Source organism: Synechococcus sp. MW101C3 (genome assembly GCF_002252635.1).
Lineage (GTDB): Bacteria > Cyanobacteriota > Cyanobacteriia > PCC-6307 > Cyanobiaceae > MW101C3.
The window spans coordinates 14414-32355 of sequence record NZ_NQKX01000004.1 but is presented as its reverse complement, the minus strand read 5'-3'; the positions used below and the strand labels follow the sequence as shown (position 1 = coordinate 32355).

Genomic DNA, 17942 nt, shown 5'->3' with positions numbered 1-17942 from the left:
CACACGGCTCACGAGCCGCAACGGCTCACGAGTCACGACCTGTCTCAACAGCCGTGCTCCGCAGAGGCGATCCAAGCGGCTCTTTAGCAGATAGCAGGAACTGGTGGGTTGTGGGCTTCGCGCCGGCCGGATGGGGTAGTGCAGTATTCCGAAGCCAGTCGACGTTTGCTAGCTTTGTACGTCCAGTCCAAGATCTGTCAGCGAAGCGGCATATCACACCGGCAAAAGCTGGTTTCAACTCGTAATGCTCGGGTATGATTGGGCGGATCTGCTGGGTCTGCCACTGCGGCAACAGCCTTGACAGAACTGCCAAGACCCTTAAGGTTTCTCGGCAGCCGCAGCCGCAGCCCAGCTGCGGAGACCGTCCCCTCTTCCCCAAGCCTGGAGAACTCCACGAATGGCAACTGCCCTCGAAACTCAACTTCTTTACATCACTTATTTCGGCAGGCCAGCGGATCCGGCCGGTCTCACCTACTGGACCACGGGCCCTCAGGCTGCCCTGCCCCTCGATCAAGTCGCGGATTTCTTTGCTGCAAGCGTTGAGTTTGCCCAGACGACCGTCGGCAAGACAACAGAACAAATCATCAATTCGTTCTACGTCAATGCCTTTGGGCGTCAGGCCGATGCAGCCGGCCTTCAGTTCTGGACGGCCAAGGTCAACAACGGTGAGATTTCGATCCAGGACGTGGGCCTGTTCGTTGCCCTAGGCGCTCTGGCGCAGCCTGCTGGTTCGCCAGACCGCGTGGCTTTGGAATCGAAGCAGGCGGCCTCCCAAACCTGGACCGGCCTTGTGGCAGCGGATGTCACGGCAACTCTTGAATACGCCGGTCCGCTCGCGACTACCTTCGGCGTCGACTTCCTGGTGCCCGTCACTACCACGGCCACCATTCCTTCGTCGGCAGCCACCCAAGCCTCCATCAATGGCCTGCCCCCCGTCGGCACAGTTGCGCTGCTGAGCTCGAATGCCAGCAGCGTCACTGAAGGTGGCACGGTCATCTTCCTGATTCAGACGATCCCAGATCTGGCCGGTCAATCCATTTCCTACGAGCTCAGCGGTGTTCAGGCCGCTGACGTGGTCGGTGGAAAGCTGGCGGGCACTGTTGAGATCAGTGCCACCGGCGTGGGCGTCCTCCAGGTCACCATCGCGCAAGACGCGATTGTTGGCGAGACGGAAACCCTTGAGATCACTTTCCCCAACCAGATCGTCTTCTCCAAGCCGCCTGGTAGCGACTCCGTGGTGATCATTGACACCACTCCTCCGGTTGTCCTCCCCACCGAAACGGTCCTCACCACAGCAACCGATGTGGTGACGGCCACAGCTGTGGCCGAGTTCAAATTCATCGGCACTGATCAGACCCTCGGTCAGAACGATCAGCTGACTGGTCGCGCCGGCACCGAGTCCACCCTGCAGATCGGTACCAATGGTGGCTTCACCATCGGCAACTTCACCAGCTTTGGCATTCAGACCCTGGAGCTGAATCCTTCTGGCGAAGATCTCTGGGATGTTGGCTCCGTTGATCTCAGCCGTGCCTTCGGCCTCAATGGCGCGAGCGGCGCAGCCGATGGGCTCACCAAGATCAACATCAATCAGTCAAAGCTTGGGTTCCTCTTCCTTGAGGACATCCAATCAGCTGTTGGTTTCACCACTAAAATCAAGGACAGCTTCAGCACGATCGAATACAACTTCGACGTCAACGCACTAGCCAGCTCTAACAATCTGGTTAATGTCGTCATCGAAGAAACACCGGTTGACTCTACCTTCGGTGAAGCCCTCGGCCTTGATTTCACCCAGGGTCCTCTCAGCGCTAACGCCAGCATCGAAACCCTTGCGCTCACCTCGCTTGGCTCGATCACCAATGTGGTCGATCTGCTCAGCGTTGGTGACGCGCTGACCACCTTGGTGATCGACGGTGATGCTTCCCTCGACATCACCACGGATCTCGGCCTTCCCATCAATGACAACCGCCGCATCAGCACCATCAATGCATTTGCTCTCGATGGTGATCTGAGCCTGCGCTACACCTCGATCCTGGGCGATGTCATCAACAACTTCCTCCCGGATGTGAGCGTGTTTGGGGCGATCGGGGATAACTTCCTCGAGCTTGGAACCCAGTCGCCAACCTTCCCCACCGATTTCTTTGTCGTCACCCAAGACGGAGACGACACCGTCTTCACCGTAGGCGGTGATGACGAACTCTTCGTTGGCGAAGGTGACAACCTGGTGGATGCCGGCGATGGTCGCAACTCAGTGTCCGCTGGCGTTGGCGACGACACCATCACGACCGGTGATGGAATCGATCTTGTCGACGCTGGCGATGGCGACAACAGTGTCGACACCAACGCGGGCAACGACACCATCACCTCTGGTTCTGGCGACGACTCGATCGACGCTGGCGACGACGACGACGTTGTGAACGCTGGTGACGGCGACAACGCAGTGACGGGTGGTTTCGGCGACGACTCCATCACCACCGGCAGCGGCCAAGACTTCATCGTTGGTGATGTGATCATCGCTGGCGATGTGATTGGTTCAGGCGACGACACCATCAGCTCCGGCGCTGGCTCTGACGTTGTGTTCACTGGCAGCGGTGCCAACCTCGTTGATGCTGGCGATGATGATGACCTCGTCGTTGTTGGTGAGGTTGTCAATGATGTGATCCAAGACGACACCTTCGCCAACACTGTTCTGCTTGGCTTGGGTAACGATGAGTTGGTGATCGACACCGATTCCCTGACCTTTGCCGATTCGATCAACGGTGGCGCTGGGATCGACACCATTAGCCTCGCCAATGGCGGAACCCTGCTCCGTTCGGAAACCCTGCGGGTGAGCCGGATCGAAGCCCTTGATCTGATTGGCAACGCTGATTACTCGATCACCCTCAGCGACGAGCTGGTCCGCACGTCCGATGACATCGGCTCACGCATCTTCTCGGTGTTCACTTCTGGTGATGACGCCGGCAACGTGACCCTGGATCTGAGCTTCCTCAGCCCAGTGGATCTCGTTGGCAATCTCATCTCGATCCGCTACTCCGGTCAGGATGACACCGACAGCGAAACCATCATCATCCGCGATGAGCTGATCAGCCCCGAATCTGTGCTTGCCTTCGGTGAAGCACCGCTCGATCAGGATGAAACCTTCGCTGACACACTGCTGATTCTTGATTCGGCAGATGTCACCGCCGTCGACCTCGTCAACGTGACGGGTCTTGAGGTTATTGAGCTTGGCTCCTCGGTGAATGGTCCTCAGACCTTCACGTTTGATCTGCGCGACCTCAGCGTCGACCAGTTCAACAGCCTTGTTGGTGATGGCAATGATGTGCTGATCATCCGCGCCACTCCTCTGCTGGCGGGTTCGGTTTCCAGCCTCAACATCGACCTCACCGGTGCTGATCCGCTGCTGGCCGGGCGCATCATTGTTGAGCAAAGCGCCGATCTCAACGTTTCCGTTGTGGGTGTGCCGCCTGGTTTCGTCGTTATCAACACGGCACTCTTCTACACCCCCAATGCCGACAATCTTGTCGGCACCGCGTTCAGCGACACGTTCACGGCCTTCCAGCTCTCGGACGTGCAAGTCGGCGATTTCGCCAACGGCCTCGGCGGTGTGGACACCCTTGAGCTTGAGTTTGCTGTCAGCAACCCGCTCGCCTCACTGGCTCTGCAGCTGAGCCTCACCAACATCAGCAGCATCGAAATCTTTGATTTCAACCCTGCGGCTGTTAACCAACCGGTTCGCTTCAGTGGAATCGGTCTGTTCTTTGCTCCTGGGCTTCAGTCGATCTTCACCGCCGGTGGTGACGACTTCCTCCTCAACATCGAGCGTTCGCTGTTCATCGATGCAGGTAGCGGTAACAACACCGTCGACCTCGATGCAGCTGGCACGGTTGTCACCGCTGGTGGCACCGACAGTGTTCTCGGCAGCGGTGGCAACGATTCCATCGTTACTGGCGGTGGCAATGACACCGTCGATGCCCAGGGTGGTGCTGACTCCATCAGCGTCGGCGAAGGCAACGACTCCGTACTGGGTGACGGTGGCAATGACATCATCGATGGCGGCACTGGTAACAACACCATCAACGCTGGAACTGGTGAAGACTCGGTGATCACGGGCGTCGGCAACGACTCCATCGTTGGTGGTACGGGTAGCGACACCATCAACGCCGGAGATGGCACCAACACCGTGTTGGCTGGACTCGGTGCTGATTCGGTCGTGACCGGCACTGGTGCTGACTCCATCAGCACTGCCGATGGCATTGAAGACGAGGACGACACGGTTTCCTCTGGTGCCGGCGCAGACACCGTTCGGGTGGGTCTGGGCGATGATTCGGTGACTGCTGGCGCCGGCAATGATCTCATTGTCCTTGGCTCTACATTTGCCCTGTCAGAAGGCATCGTTCACACCGATGACCTTGGTGGTTTCACCCCCGGCGATCGCATCAATGGTGGTGCCGATGTCGACACTCTCGTGTTCGCCCTCGATGCCGTTATTGGTTCCACCACCACCGTCACCGGCACGCAAGTTCAGAACATTGAAATTCTGAACGTTTCCCCCGGTGCTTTCAACCAAACCTTGGTTCTCGACACCACTCTGCTGCCTCTGCCCACCGGTGGTCGTTTGGCGGTCAATCTCGATGGTGACATCAACTCTGATGGTGACAACTTCACCCTCAATGCCACCAGCTTTGTTCAGGGCCAGGCTGTCGATGTCTTCACCACCGGATTCGACAATGCTGCTGCTGGTTCCACCTACAACCTGGGTGCCGGCAATGACACCTTCACCAACTTCTCTGGTGACCCCAGTCAAAACGTGACAGTGGCCGGTAATGGCGGTGCTGACACCATCGCTCTCTCCGGCGCAGTTGAAGTTGTCCGCTACAACACGGGCAATGATGGTGGCACTGGTGGAACAGGCACTGGCGGTGACTTCATCACCGGCTATTCCCTTGCTGACTCCATCGATATCACCGGTGGCTTGCTCACCGACATCGGCGGGCTGCTCTCCACCGCACCGGCGACCAATGCCCAGCTCGTCCTGGGTGGCCTGAGCTCCACGGGTAATGCAGGCAACAACCTCTCCGGTCGCAACGTCCTCAACCTCACCGGTCCGGCCCGCAGCCTTACCGATGCCCAGTTGTTCGATGCCAACGCTGTTGCTGGAAACATCAACGGCGTGGGTGTGATCGGCAACGGTCTTGCTCTTGGTGATCTCGTCGGCATCCTCACCTTTGTGGATGCTGTCACCAACCAAGCCCTGATCGTCCAGCAGGGTCAAACGGATACGGCTCTGTATCTGTACACCGAGTCGTCCTTCGACTTCGCCAATCCCCAGGCTTACACTGTGGAAGCGAGCGAACTCCGCCAGCTGGGTGTGTTCGACAACAGCCTGTTCACCGGCACTGAACTGGTCTGAGTCTGGTCTTCTCCTTCTCATTCAAGCGGGGCTTCGGCCCCGCTTTTTTTCTGTTCGATCCGTTGACGCCTGAGTTCCACCTGCATGAACATCCTGTTCGTTCATCAGAATTTTCCTGGCCAGTACAAGCATCTGCTGCCCTATTGCCAGGCGAAAGGCCACACGGTTCTGGCGCTTGGCAATGTTCGGCCCCTTTCCGCCTTTCCGAAGACCTATCCCTATCGCCACTACGGCTTTGATCGCTCCAGCGGCCGTGATACTGATCCCCTGGCGGTGGACTTTGAAAGCAAGATGATTCGCGCGCGCAGCTGTGCTGCAGCCGCACAAACGCTACGTGATGAAGGATTCATCCCGGATGTGATCTGCACGCATACAGGCTGGGGTGAGGATCTCTTCCTGCTGGATGTATGGCCCACTGCGAAGTTGATTGGTTACTGTGAGTATTACTACAACGCTGATGGCTTTGATCTCGGCTTTGATCCAGAGTATTGCTCCAGCGATTCTCTGATTCTGCAAAAGCTGCGAGGCAAGAATGCCAGCATCCTGCTGTCGCTGCAGCAGGTCACCGCAGGTGTCAGCCCCACCCGTTTTCAACGCAGCACCTATCCGCAGGAGCTTCGCTCACGAATTCGCATCATTCACGATGGCATCGATACCCGCCATGCCAAGCCACAGAAAGATCTCTATCTAGAGGTGCGCGGCCGCAGGCTCAGTGCGGCTGATCCCGTTGTCACCTTCGTGAGCCGATCGCTTGAGCCTGCCCGCGGCTTTCACCGTTTCATGCGCGCTCTACCCAGGTTTCAGGAGTTGTGCCCGCAGGCTCACATCATCATCGTGGGCACATCCGAAGGCGGATACGGTGCCCGTCCTGATGTTCCCCACAAAGAGCAGCTGCTGGCTGAACTTGAAGGACAGATCAATCTGGATCGCATCTATTTCCCTGGCCGCCTGGCCTATGCAGACTTTCTGCGGCTGTTGGCAATCTCTAGTTGCCACGTGTATTTCACGATCCCGTTTGTGCTCTCCTGGTCGTTGCTTGAGAGCATGGCGGCCGGTTGTGTGGTGGTGGGCTCAGATACCGCACCGGTGCGGGAGGTGATCCGCCACGGTGAGAATGGCCTGCTTGTGGATTATTTCAACCCCGATGCTCTTGCCAATCAGATGCATGCTGTTTTGAGTGACCCAGGGGCCTATGCCTCATTGCGGCTTGCGGCACGCCGAACGGTGATCAGCCACTACGATCGCGCTGATTGTTTGGTCCGTCACCACGCTCTCATTCAAGATGCGTTTCATGGGCATATCTGAAGTGCCACCTGCCACCAGGTCTTGCCGGTGGTGGGGCGTTCAGAGCTGTTGAGTCACAGGCGATCGGGTGCGGGCTGCGGCATGTTCATGGCCACAGCCCCATTCCTTCGGGTGCACAACCAGGGTCGCAGACAGTACCAAGGCGGCAGGTAGTCTCGCGACGGATCGGAGAGGCTGAATGTCTATGGTTGTGCAGGCTTCTCCTCTCAGAGAGCCTGCACATCTCCACCGCTATGGCTGAGTGACTTCGCTGGAAGGCACATCATGAAGCAACTGATCCAGCTTTGCTGTTAATACCTGCCGGGCTGTTTCCGCCACAGCCACACTTGCCTGGCCGCGGGTGATCTGCTCCCCTGCAGCTTGGAGCAGGCCGAACACCTGCCTGGCTTCTTCGGGAAGATCTTCGATCACGAATTGGCGCCCTTTGAAGATAATATTTCGAACCGGCATGGCTGAATCCAAAATGCAATGTCACCTTATCACCGTGCTTCCAGGCCTTGGCTTGGTGCTCAGGCGCGCGGCCACTGCTTGGCGTACGGCTGAAACGAGGGGTGGCCATGCTCCACCCAATGGAACTGCCTGTGCGCCAGCGCTGGCTTCAGCACGGCGAAAAAACGCAGGGCGGTGAGCGTGGCGGCGGTTTCCAGCGGACCGACGAACCCCTGCTTGGGCAAGGATTGACCCCGCAGCTGCATCACTTGGCTGTTGCTCAGGCAGAAGAGGCCAGAATGTGGATTGGCCGTTCGATCAAACACGATCTCCTGCCCATCCCAGAACCGCCCGCGGCCAACGGCGGCCTGGGGCGTGGTGAACCGGCCGATGAAATCGCTGCGTAAGGGGCCATCCACCAGCAACCTTTGGCCCGCCTGGCCTGGAACCCGTTCGTAGCGGTGCGGCATCAGCACCGCCTTGTGTTCACAGCCGGCAAGGAACCAGGCCTGCTTGTCGAAGAAGAGGGGATCACCGATCACCAGATCGTCTTCCAGGTATAGGGCCAGATCCAGTACGGGGTCAGCCTGGATCAGGAAGTCGCGGGCGGCCAGGGGCAGTTGGCGCGGATCCTCCAGTGACAAGGTGTGGAGGGTCAGCCGATCGGCGTAGGGCCGAATCGCTTCCTCCAGTTGATGGCCCTCACTGGTGAACAGATGCAAGTCAAGGCTGATCGAGGCCAGCCGGTGCTTGTCGCCGAATTGCAGGGGCCCCGCGCCCTCCAGCACACGTTGGCCGATGTTGAGCACCAGATCCTCCGTGCTCCGCTCCAGTGCCAGCAGGGCGGCCAGGCATCGGCCCAGCGCCAGGCAGCGTTCAAAGCGGGCCCCTGGCTTTCCTGATCCATAGCCTGTGCCGCCGCTGCACTCACGGAAGTAGTGGGGGATGGCCACCCGCACCCGCAGGGAGGAGTTGCTCATTCCCCGCTGCCCTCACGCCTCATCAGCCGTTGGTGCTGAACGGCGTTGAATCCCAGCTTCCGGTAGAAACCTTCGCAGTTCGTCGTCATCAGATAGGTGCGCTCCACTTGTGCCAAGGCTGGTGCAGCCAGCAACGCTTCCACCAGTTGGCGCCCCAACCCATGCCCCTGGCTTTGCTCAGCCACAACGACATCCCAAAGCACGGCACGAAACACGCCATCACTGTTGGCCCGGCCAAACCCCACAAGCTGCTGTCCGCTCCAGGCACTCACCACAACGGAGCTACCTTTGAGCATCGTTCGCAGCTGAACCCGGCTTCGTGCCGTGGCCCAAAAACTGTTGCAATTTAGCAGCTTCTGCAGCTGGCCAATTGCATCCACCGGCCTCAGCCCTGGTCCAAGTCCCAGACGCAGGCTGGGAGCGCCTGCACGGTGGCGAATCACGGTGATCAACAGGCCTGGCTCCTGGTGGAACTGACGACAGTGTTCCATCTTCGCCTCCACCGCCATCCAGTGGGCTGGGATCTTTCCTGATAGTGTTTGCGAACCAACTCAGGCTTTTGGTGCTTCTTTCGAAGTTGACTCGTTTGGATTGGCTTCTGGCCACCTTGCTGATGGCAGTGTTTCCTGTCTACAGCTGGATGCATGGCCAGGATATCAATTACGACGCTCGCAACTATCACCTCTACGCTGCACTGGCTTTTCTCGCCGGTGATTACGGAGCCGATCTTCTTCCCGGTGGCACTCAGACCTTCCTGAACCCCCTGGCCAGCCTGCCAGCGGCATGGATGTTGGCAGGTAGCCATGTGGTCGAGCCGCTCTTGCCGACGCTGCTGTTCTCATTGGTCCAGGGCGTTGCTCTGCTGGTGATCTATGCGATCGGGTTGATGGTGTTCGCCCACGATCGCCTCCTGTCATTTCTGGCGGCATTGCTGGGGGGAAGTGCCCCGATGGTGTTGTCCGAGGCGGGCAACACGATGGCTGACCTTACCCTGTCGCTGCTCAGCGTCAGCAGCCTTGCGCTGGCCTTGCTGGCGGTGAGGGGATCTGTTGCACCAGGGCGGAAGCGTGTGCTGGTGGCCTTCTCCGCTGGCATGGCAGGCGCGGCCGTAGGGATGAAGCTCACCTTTCTGATCACCTTGCCGCTGTTGGTGTCTGTGCTGGCACTGGGCCCGCCCGCCTCGCAGGGATGGCCGGCGCTGCTCTCCCGGTTGCGGTTGGCCTTGGTGACCTGGCTGATGCCATTTCTGATCAGCTTCATGCTGTTCGCCTCTCCGCAGCTGTTTCATTCCAGCCGCAATACGGGGAGCCCCTTCTTCCCGCTGTTCAATCATCTTTTCCGCTCGCCGCTTCACGAAGACGTCCACCCCCACGAACGTCGTTTTCAGCCTGATTCACCAGCCGCCTTTCTGCTCGCTCCCCTGTTTGATTTCACCGACAGCTTCTTTCCGCCGTTCAATCCTGAGAAGAACCTGCAGACGCGTCGTTCCGAGGTCGGCATCAGGGATCTGCGCACCTTGCTCTGGGCTCTGAGCAGCCTGGCTCTGCTCGTTCTCCCTGCCCTGCGGCAACGATTGGGCCGGAGGCCACGGGCCATGGTGCTGGGTCTTGCGGCCTCCTATGTGTTCTGGCTCTTTCTCAGCGGCATCGGGCGCTATGCCATCCCGTTGCAACTGCTGATGGGCTTGGTGATCGCCATGGCCTGCCGGCAACTGCTTGCCCCCCTGCCCATGCCGCCACGGCTCCTGAACCCCTCGCTCCTTCTCGCTGCCTTGCTGGCGCTCAGCCTGGCTAGCCAGATCACGCCAAGCTGGGGGCGCTCAGGGTTCCAGCAGCACTGGACTCTGATTCGCTCAGCCTCCCCATCGGCGCTGGTGCCCCTGCGTGATGGTCGGCTTCAGTTCCCTGCTGGTGTCCCCGTTGTCCTGCTCGATCGACCCATCGGTTGGATCAAGTCGCACACCCTTGCCAGCAACAATCCACTGTTGCACTGGAACCCGGGGATCGCCCCGGCCTCAGCGGCTCACTCGAAGCTGCCCATGGTTCACCAGCGGATTCAGCGGCAGCTGCTGGAGAGCGGTTTCGACTCGTTTCTGGTCTTGATGTTTCAAGGTGGTGCTGATCGGCCAGAGGAGCGGCTTCGTGCGTTCTTGGCGGAAGCCCCTGAGATCACTGCTGCTGGTTTCCAGGCGGGAACCTGCTCGTTCTATCAAACGAGCAAAGGAGTGGAGGATCTCAGCCTCTGTTCCGTTTCATTGCGTTGAGTTTCTTCACTTCAGCCGAACGCCGCCGGGCGGATGAGCCCAATAGGATGGGAATTCAGAAGTGGTGCATTGGATTTGCAAGTTGATGCCGATCCTCAGCTTAGTTTTGTGATTCCCTGCCTGAATGAGGCGCCTACTCTGGCCGCCACGATTCGTGATTGCCATCGTGGAGGGGAAGCAACGGGCCTCAACTTTGAGATCGTGGTGGCTGACAATGGCAGCTCAGATGGCTCTGTGCAGATCGCTCAGCAGGAGGGTGCACGCGTGGTGCCCGTTCCCATTCGTGGCTACGGCGCGGCTCTCTCTGCTGGTATTAAGGCGGCACGGGGCTGCTTTGTGTTGATGGGGGATGCAGATTCCACCTATCGCTTCGATCAGGCGCCGCTCTTCCTGGCACCGCTGCAAGCCGGGGCTGATCTGGTGATGGGCAATCGCTTCAGCGGCACGATTTCGCCAGGGGCGATGCCGTTCTTGCATCGCTATCTGGGCAATCCTGTGCTCAGCCTGTTGGGAAGGATGTTGTTTGGCATTGACGTCGGTGACTTTCACTGTGGATTGCGGGCTTTCCGCAGAAGCTCGATCCTGGCCCTTTCCCTTTGCAACACTGGCATGGAATATGCCTCTGAGATGGTCATCAAGGCCAGCCTTCGTGACCTGCACCTGGTTGAAATCCCTACGGACCTTCGCCCCAATCCACCGGGTCGTCGTCCCCATCTGCGTACGTGGCGAGATGGGTGGAGACATCTCAAGTTCATGCTTTCTTTCAGTCCGCGCTATGCCTTCTTGGGATTTGGATCTGTGTGTCTGGTGGCCTCGCTGCTGTTGTACTCTTCCTATGCAACTCAGCTTTCAATCTTCACCGGCACAACCTCGCTCCTGGTTGCTGGTTTCCTATTCTATTCTGCTTGTGCGCTGATTTCTGATTATGTGGTTACCCGCTTCTTCTTCGCGCAACGCTACGGCAACCACATCGGGCGTGGCGGCCGGTTGATTGATCGCTTGCTTCATGGTCGATCCGGAATCGATCGCCTCATGAAGTCCTCGGTGGCCATGCTGGCTCTCGGTACGGCGCTCATGATGATTTTGTTGCATGCCTACCAAAACGCCTCGCTCTCTGAGCATGCCATCAGTCAGTTGGCTTTCCTGACCTCGGTATCCCTTTCCGTGGCTCTGTTTTCTTATCTCACTGGAGCGAAGATCTCCACATTGGTGGCGTTCCAGGATTGCGAATTCTAGGTGCACTCGTTGATTCATTCAAGCGCTTTGAGCATCCATTCGAAGGCATTTCTTCATTGAGGGTCTTTCTATGACCTCACCAGCCATTTCATAGCCTCTCTCGGTTGTTCCGGATGCTCAGAGGCCACAGATTGATCGTTGCTCCTTGAGGAGTGACAAGCCTCTACAATGGACTGCCGGCCATCCTGATTTCTCTGCCCCATCAGCACGCAATGATTGTAACTCGCCGTGCACTTGGCCATAGCCCAGGCCGCCATCCGCTCAGCCCATCACGTAGGTGGAGGTTGCAGTTTCCCGTCGTGCTTCTCAAGAATCGTGAGCTCTGGTGGCGGCTGACAGAGCGGGAGGTGTTGGGGCGCTACCGGGGTTCGCACCTGGGTTGGACTTGGAGCTTTCTTCAGCCCCTGTTGATGTTGGTCGTTTATACGTTTGTTTTTTCGCAAGTGTTCCAGTCCCGTTGGGGCACTTTGCAAAATCAGGGGTCTCTTGCTTTTGCTGTCAATCTATTCGCTGGTCTGATTGTATTCAACCTCTTTGCTGAATGTGCGAATCGGGCGCCCGGCCTGGTCTTGTCGCATCCAAACTATGTGAAAAAGGTTGTGTTTCCGTTGGAGATCCTGGCCTCTGTTGCTCTTGGCAGTGCCGCCTTCCATGCACTCGCAAGCCTCATCATTCTCCTTGTTTTCGAACTGGTTGCGTTTCAGGCCATTCCAGCTTCCATCCTTTGGCTGCCGGTGATTTGGATTCCCCTCCTCCTTGGCTGCCTTGGGATCACCTGGCTGCTGTCTTCTCTGGGGGTCTTTTTGCGGGATATCGGCCAAGTTGTGCAAGTGGTGGTCAGCATGCTGATGTTTCTGAGCCCGGTCTTCTTCCCGATGTCCGCGATGCCACCACGTTGGCAGCCTCTGTTGCAGCTCAACCCCCTGGCACAAGTCATTGAGCAGACCCGTCGCGTGGCGATTCAGGGGGAGGCTCCTGAGCTTGGCTATGTCGTTGTTGGCCTTCTGCTTGGGGTTGTGATCGCTGAGCTGGGGCTACGTTTGTTTCAAAAGGCTCAAGGGGCCTTCGCTGATGTGATGTAAGAAGCACCACCCCATGAACTATAATCTTTCTCCGGCGTCCCTGCTACCTCTTCCAACGTGACTATTGAGTCGGATGATCTGATGATCCACGTGGAAGACTTGGGAAAGTGCTTCCACATTTACGACGATCCCACCCAACGTTTGAAGCAGGCCCTTTGGCGTGGCCGTCGCCAATACTTTCGCGAGTTCTGGGCCTTGCGGAATGTCAGCTTTGAGGTGCGCCGCGGCGAAACACTTGGTGTGATCGGCCGCAACGGCAGTGGCAAGAGCACCTTGTTGCAAATTCTTTGTGGCACCCTTACGCCGAGCGAAGGGCAGGTGCAGACGCGGGGTAGGGTTGCTGCCTTGCTGGAGCTTGGTAGTGGCTTCAATCCTGAGTTCACAGGAATAGAAAACATCTATCTCAATGCTTCCCTATTCGGGCTTAGTCGAGAAGAAACCGCAGAGAAGCTCGACGACATACTCGCTTTCGCTGACATTGGCAACTTCGTTCATCAGCCGGTTAAAACCTATTCCAGTGGCATGTCTGTGCGGCTGGCGTTCGCCGTCGTTGCTCATGTGGATGCCGACATCCTTGTGGTGGATGAAGCTCTCAGCGTGGGAGATGCCTTCTTCAATCAGAAGTGTTTTCGCTTTCTGAATCGCCAGCGAGAGGAGAAGTGTCTGCTCTTCGTGAGCCACGACACACAGGCTTTGCGTAGCCTCTGCAATCGAGCCATTCTTCTTGAGGCGGGTCGCATCAAGTTCGCCGGAGAAGCGTCCACAGTCAGCGACTTCTACCTTGAGGACCTTTACATCGCCCAGGACGCATCGACTGGCCGTTCAGTTACGGCTCCAGACAAGACCACCAAGCCACCTGTCGAGCCTGCGGAGGAGTACTACACCCGTTGGCGCGACTACCGACAGGAGCTACGGCTCAATGCAGGGCTTGGGAATTTGATTGAGATCACGCCTTTTGATCAGGCCCTGTTGCTCTCAAGCTCGTTTGGAACCGCGGAGGCCAGTCTGGAGAGCGTGCACCTGGTTGACGCGGCGAGTGGCCTGCCGCTTCGCACGGCCATGGGCGGAGAGCTTGTCGATCTCTCGATCACAGCCCGTGCCCACGCAGCGATCCGCCAGCCCATTGTGGGATTCATCTTCAAAGATTCTCGTGGGATGGCGGTACTCGGAGACAACACCTGTTTATCCCATCCAGACCCGACCTTCACGGTTCCGGCCGGAGCTACCTACTTTGCACGCTTTCGATTTACCCTGCCTGTGCTGGCTCCTGGTGACTATGCCATTGCCGTTTCCCTGGCGGCAGGAACACAGGAAGACCATCGTCAGCTGCAGTGGCAGCATGATGCCTTGATCCTCCACAGCGAATCGAGTGCCATGTACGCCGGCATTGCAGGTCTGCCGATGCAGGAGATCGAGTTTGGCTGTTTGTCCCACCAAGACAGCCCATCCAGCAAGGAGCTGGGAGCCTGCCACCGCCAATGAACTTGCTGATGGAACGAAATCTTGGCCTTTTGCCCCGCTACCTGGCCCCCTCGGCGTGGTGGGAACATGTGCCCCTTGCCCATTGGCTTGTGGAGCACCTCCAACCGCAGACCGTGGTTGAGCTTGGTACGCACTTTGGAGTTTCTTTTTTCGCATTCTGTGAGGCGGCACAGGCGTTTTCACCCCAAACCTTTGTCTACGCCGTTGACACCTGGCAGGGAGACGAGCATGCGGGCGGGTATGGAGAGGAGGTCTATCAACGCGTTCAGAGCGAGCAGGATCGCAACCATCGTTGTCGTTCGCGGCTGGTTCGGTCCAGCTTTGATGAAGCCGCTACTCACTTTCCATCCGGAGCCATTGATCTTCTGCATGTCGATGGTCTGCACACGTATGACGCCGTCCAGCACGATCTCGAAACCTGGCGACCGCTATTGAAGCCCGAAGCCGTGGTGCTGTTTCACGATATCAATGTGAGGGAGCGTGGATTTGGTGTTTGGAGGCTATGGAACGAGCTGCTGGAACGTTCCGATACCCATGGTTTAGGCCTTCTCCATGGCCATGGCCTGGGCCTATTGAGTTTTGGCACGAGCGAGCCCGCTTGGCTGAATTCGCTTCGGGAGATCCTGCCGCTGCTCACTGCCAAGGGCAGCCTTCTCGCCCAGATTGCTGAACTGCGGCCTGAATGCCAGTGGGGTGAGCGTAACCACCTGCCCTACAGGTTGCAAGCTGAGCAGCATTGGCATTCCCTGCAGCAAGCACGTGAAGAGCTTGAACGGTTACGCCATGAGCAGAGGGGCGAATAACCCACGGTCCACCCTGTTGCGCACCTGCCGCAGTGATCTAAAATCCATACGAACCAGCCGCCTGGTGCCCGGTGTCAACTACGTAGGCGACCTCAACCATATTGTGGTCGGACAGCGGCCAAGGGATCAAGTGCCTACGGGTGGGTGGTCAGCGACAACGGTTCTGCCTACAAATTGCACGGCTAGCGAAAGGCTGCTAGGCGATGGGAAAGAGGGCCAAGAAGACTGCGCCCTACATCCCAACGACCAATGGCAAGGCCGAGCAGTTCATCAAAACCTTGCTGGTGGAGTGGACCAACGTGATGCCCTGCAGCAACTCATCGGGTCGAAATGAGCTGCTGCCGGCCTATCTGCGGATCTATAGCGGCCACAGGTGCCGCATGGCCCTTGGTAGCCTCACCCCGCGACAGCGGCTCGCTTAGCTGCAGGCATGAACAACCTCGTGGGAATGCACGCCTAGGAGTGACAAGTTTCCCGAAAGTCCCCGCCATCCCTTTGCTCTTCTCGACAGTCCTCCATGCAGAACGAGCCACGATGGCAACAGTTCATCTGTGGCAACGGCTTACGCCGTCAACCGTTTTATAGATGCAATGCTCTCAACCTGGCTGTTGTCGAATAGCATAGACAGCTGTTGGGTCTTTTGCGATAAGCGACTGCTTCGAGCTAATGTCAACGATATGCCTGCATTCATTCGCTTCTTTCTCTGGCAATATTCCATAAATCCTGTCTTGTTGAAATGAGCCGCCTGCGCGTTTGAGCATCATCATGGCGAGTTCGCACGGCTTTCCTGAGTTTAAGTCACTAAAGTTCTGGGGCATTCTTGCAAGGTAGGGCTTATAATTGGTTGCAATCGTAGGATTAATCGCTTGAGGTATAAAGGATGGGAGGGAGTCAGTTTCAAACCGAGGGTCGCCAGTTAGGTTTAGAAAAAGCTGAGCATTCTTAAGTGTATTAATCAGGGGATCTTGATTCGAATCTAGTCTTTGCTGCCACTCTTGGCCCTCACGGTAGTGAGACGCAAAATCCTGCCTTATAAACAAAGCCATTGGGACATGGCTCTCAAGCAAAAGCAAAGCAAAGAAAATCGTCAATGATTTCGGGACCCTTGTTGATCTCATCGCAGAGAGCATCCCCCAAAGCAAGATGCTATAATACATCGGCCACATAAATCTGCCTGTGGCGCGAAATGTGGAAAACATATGATTGATCAGAGGCAGATCATCACTGACTTCTATAACCTTATGACTTCCGATGAACCATGTATTTCCGAGAGAGAACACCGCAAACAATGTAATCAAAGTCCAGTAGCAACGTGGTCTTGGAAAAATGGCTTGATGATCATTGTGACCATTGTTGACGGAACATATAATGGCGCCTGCGCTAAGAATCAATGCAGTGATGCCAAGCCATCCGAGATAGCTAAAGCCTTCCCACTGATAGGGGTCTATTCTGTCCAAGGGCTTTGCTATGAATGAGTGACTTTGGGAGTCTAGAAGGGCAAAGATGTTTGCGCTCCATGTGCCGCCACCAGGGTCTAGCTCTGCTGAGTTGGGAATATATCCATACACCAAGAGACTTAGGATTGTGATCGCGACAAGTATTGACAGCCTTTTGACCCCAGAATGCATTGCACTTTGCCTGCATTGAATGTCGCTCTCATCACATGCAAGCTGCGAAAAGACTCCCAGTGAAAAGACAATTGGAAAGTAGTATGCGTGCGTGCCCAATGCCACGAAGATTAAAGCAGACCATGCAGGCAGTGATCGAATCCTTTTAATTGTCAGTGCTATTGCAAATATGATTATTGCGTGTAGCGATAATGCTTCGTGGCCTGATGCCCGATAAATTGCCACTGGGCTAAGTGCCATTGCAATACCGATAAACGCAGCTGAATAAGCTCGCAAGTTAAAATGACGACCAATCCATGCACCGCACAGATATGAACATACGAAGTTAACCAGGCTCACAAAGCTGAAGTATTGGGTGCTGTGCCCGGAAACTCTTGCAATTGGAGCCAGTAGAATCGAGGCGATTGGGATTGTGTCGCCAAATATCAGAGGGACTTCCTGAGGCCATGTCCAGTTGCTGAACCTAGGCGGTAGCCAGGTTGATAGAGTGCCTCTTGAGTAGGCTGCCCATGCGTAATAGTGTTGAACGTTGTCAGCATGTTGTGGGGCGGTAGCGCATGAGGGATTAATGGGGCTCCAGCAATCGCCCCATAACCATCTCCAGAAAAGAACAAGCAATATTAAGCATATTGCTGTAATTCGCCTTTCGACCTTAGCCTCTCTTCGCCCATTAGGTATTGCGGTTGACATAGGCATGTTGTATGTCCCGGATGACGTTGCTGTCATTGCAGATTATAGCCGTCACCCCCAGGCAGTTCGGATACACGGAGCAGTTAGGGTTGTTTGCGCGCGAGGAGTGTCCCCTGTACCGTTCCGAGTCCGTTCCTGCGACTCGATGAGATGAAAAGTCGCCACCTGCCTCCGCCTTCGCGTACACCTGGCACTCGCTTGTCCTTGCCAGCCGCCTGGAGCACCTGATCTGGGTCGCGGAGCAGATATCCAACCGCCTGGACTCCGAGTTCCGCCACTTCAACGGCCGGATGTTAAGGGACTTCCTCGATAAGCATCCCCCCAAGCGGGTCCAGTTCCGCCCAGGAAGTGACACGTGCGGCGCCGATCATGACGTGACCTCCTTTGCTGGTCCAGTTCCTCTGAGAGCTGGTGGGTAGTCAAGCCGCTCTCCACTGCTTGACGACCTCCAAGGGCGTACGCCCCTGGAGCGCTGAATACGGTCTGAAGGTGTTGTACTCGATTCGGTGCTGCTCTGCCAATAGCCTGGCTTTCTGCGCCGTCGTGAATAGGTCGATGTTCAAGAACTCATCCTTGAATTGGCCGTCGAACGGCTCCACGAATGGATTCTCCTAGGGGGAACCCGGCGGGATACAGG

At 57.0% G+C, this 17942-nt stretch carries 13 protein-coding genes; 8 read left to right on the top strand and 5 right to left on the bottom strand.

What is annotated here, in order from left to right:
* The first annotated feature begins 397 nt into the window (after positions 1-397).
* Positions 398-5407: a DUF4214 domain-containing protein gene (locus tag CJZ80_RS05680; protein ID WP_094511116.1), complete on the top strand. Its 5010-nt coding sequence runs from the start codon at positions 398-400 to the stop codon at positions 5405-5407.
* A gap of 84 nt (positions 5408-5491) precedes the next feature.
* Positions 5492-6712 carry a glycosyltransferase gene (locus CJZ80_RS05675; protein ID WP_094511115.1) on the top strand — a complete coding sequence of 407 codons (1221 nt, stop codon included), beginning with the start codon at positions 5492-5494 and terminating at the stop codon, positions 6710-6712.
* A 231-nt stretch (positions 6713-6943) separates the two neighbouring features.
* Here CJZ80_RS05675 and CJZ80_RS05670 read toward each other — a convergent pair whose 3' ends face one another.
* The 3 genes from CJZ80_RS05670 to CJZ80_RS05660 are packed head-to-tail and all read right to left on the bottom strand — an operon-like array spanning position 6944 to position 8630.
* Complete coding sequence (locus CJZ80_RS05670) at positions 6944-7162, bottom strand: DUF6447 family protein (protein ID WP_144036945.1); 219 nt, start codon at positions 7160-7162, stop codon at positions 6944-6946.
* A gap of 59 nt (positions 7163-7221) precedes the next feature.
* Complete coding sequence (locus tag CJZ80_RS05665) at positions 7222-8121, bottom strand: hypothetical protein (RefSeq protein ID WP_094511113.1); 900 nt, start codon at positions 8119-8121, stop codon at positions 7222-7224.
* The gene (locus CJZ80_RS05660) at positions 8118-8630 is read right to left on the bottom strand and encodes a GNAT family N-acetyltransferase (protein ID WP_233132855.1); all 513 of its coding nucleotides are present in this window, start codon (positions 8628-8630) and stop codon (positions 8118-8120) included. Before CJZ80_RS05660 ends, CJZ80_RS05665 begins: the two co-directional genes overlap by 4 nt.
* Positions 8631-8734: 104 nt before the next feature.
* Between CJZ80_RS05660 and CJZ80_RS05655 the strand changes: the two genes are divergently transcribed.
* The 6 genes from CJZ80_RS05655 (at position 8735) to CJZ80_RS05630 (ending at position 15409) form a co-directional block, all read left to right on the top strand.
* Entirely contained in the window at positions 8735-10384 is a 1650-nt protein-coding gene (locus CJZ80_RS05655) for a hypothetical protein (RefSeq protein ID WP_144036944.1), read from the top strand.
* Between the two features lie 33 nt (positions 10385-10417).
* The gene (locus CJZ80_RS05650) at positions 10418-11620 is read left to right on the top strand and encodes a glycosyltransferase family 2 protein (protein WP_094511111.1); all 1203 of its coding nucleotides are present in this window, start codon (positions 10418-10420) and stop codon (positions 11618-11620) included.
* A gap of 284 nt (positions 11621-11904) precedes the next feature.
* Entirely contained in the window at positions 11905-12702 is a 798-nt protein-coding gene (locus CJZ80_RS05645) for an ABC transporter permease (RefSeq protein WP_233132854.1), read from the top strand.
* A gap of 57 nt (positions 12703-12759) precedes the next feature.
* Positions 12760-14184, top strand: a complete 1425-nt coding sequence (locus CJZ80_RS05640) for an ABC transporter ATP-binding protein (RefSeq protein ID WP_233132853.1) — start codon at positions 12760-12762, stop codon at positions 14182-14184.
* On the top strand, positions 14181-14987 hold the full coding sequence (locus CJZ80_RS05635) for a class I SAM-dependent methyltransferase (RefSeq protein ID WP_094511109.1): 807 nt from the start codon (positions 14181-14183) through the stop codon (positions 14985-14987). Before CJZ80_RS05640 ends, CJZ80_RS05635 begins: the two co-directional genes overlap by 4 nt.
* A gap of 203 nt (positions 14988-15190) precedes the next feature.
* A complete protein-coding gene (locus CJZ80_RS05630; protein WP_094511108.1) occupies positions 15191-15409 on the top strand; it encodes an integrase core domain-containing protein in 219 nt (72 codons plus the stop codon).
* 174 nt (positions 15410-15583) lie between these two features.
* Here CJZ80_RS05630 and CJZ80_RS14985 read toward each other — a convergent pair whose 3' ends face one another.
* Positions 15584-16954, bottom strand: a complete 1371-nt coding sequence (locus CJZ80_RS14985) for a hypothetical protein (RefSeq protein ID WP_144036943.1) — start codon at positions 16952-16954, stop codon at positions 15584-15586.
* Between the two features lie 770 nt (positions 16955-17724).
* On the bottom strand, positions 17725-17904 hold the full coding sequence (locus CJZ80_RS05625) for an integrase core domain-containing protein (RefSeq protein ID WP_094511107.1): 180 nt from the start codon (positions 17902-17904) through the stop codon (positions 17725-17727).
* Positions 17905-17942: the final 38 nt, after the last annotated feature.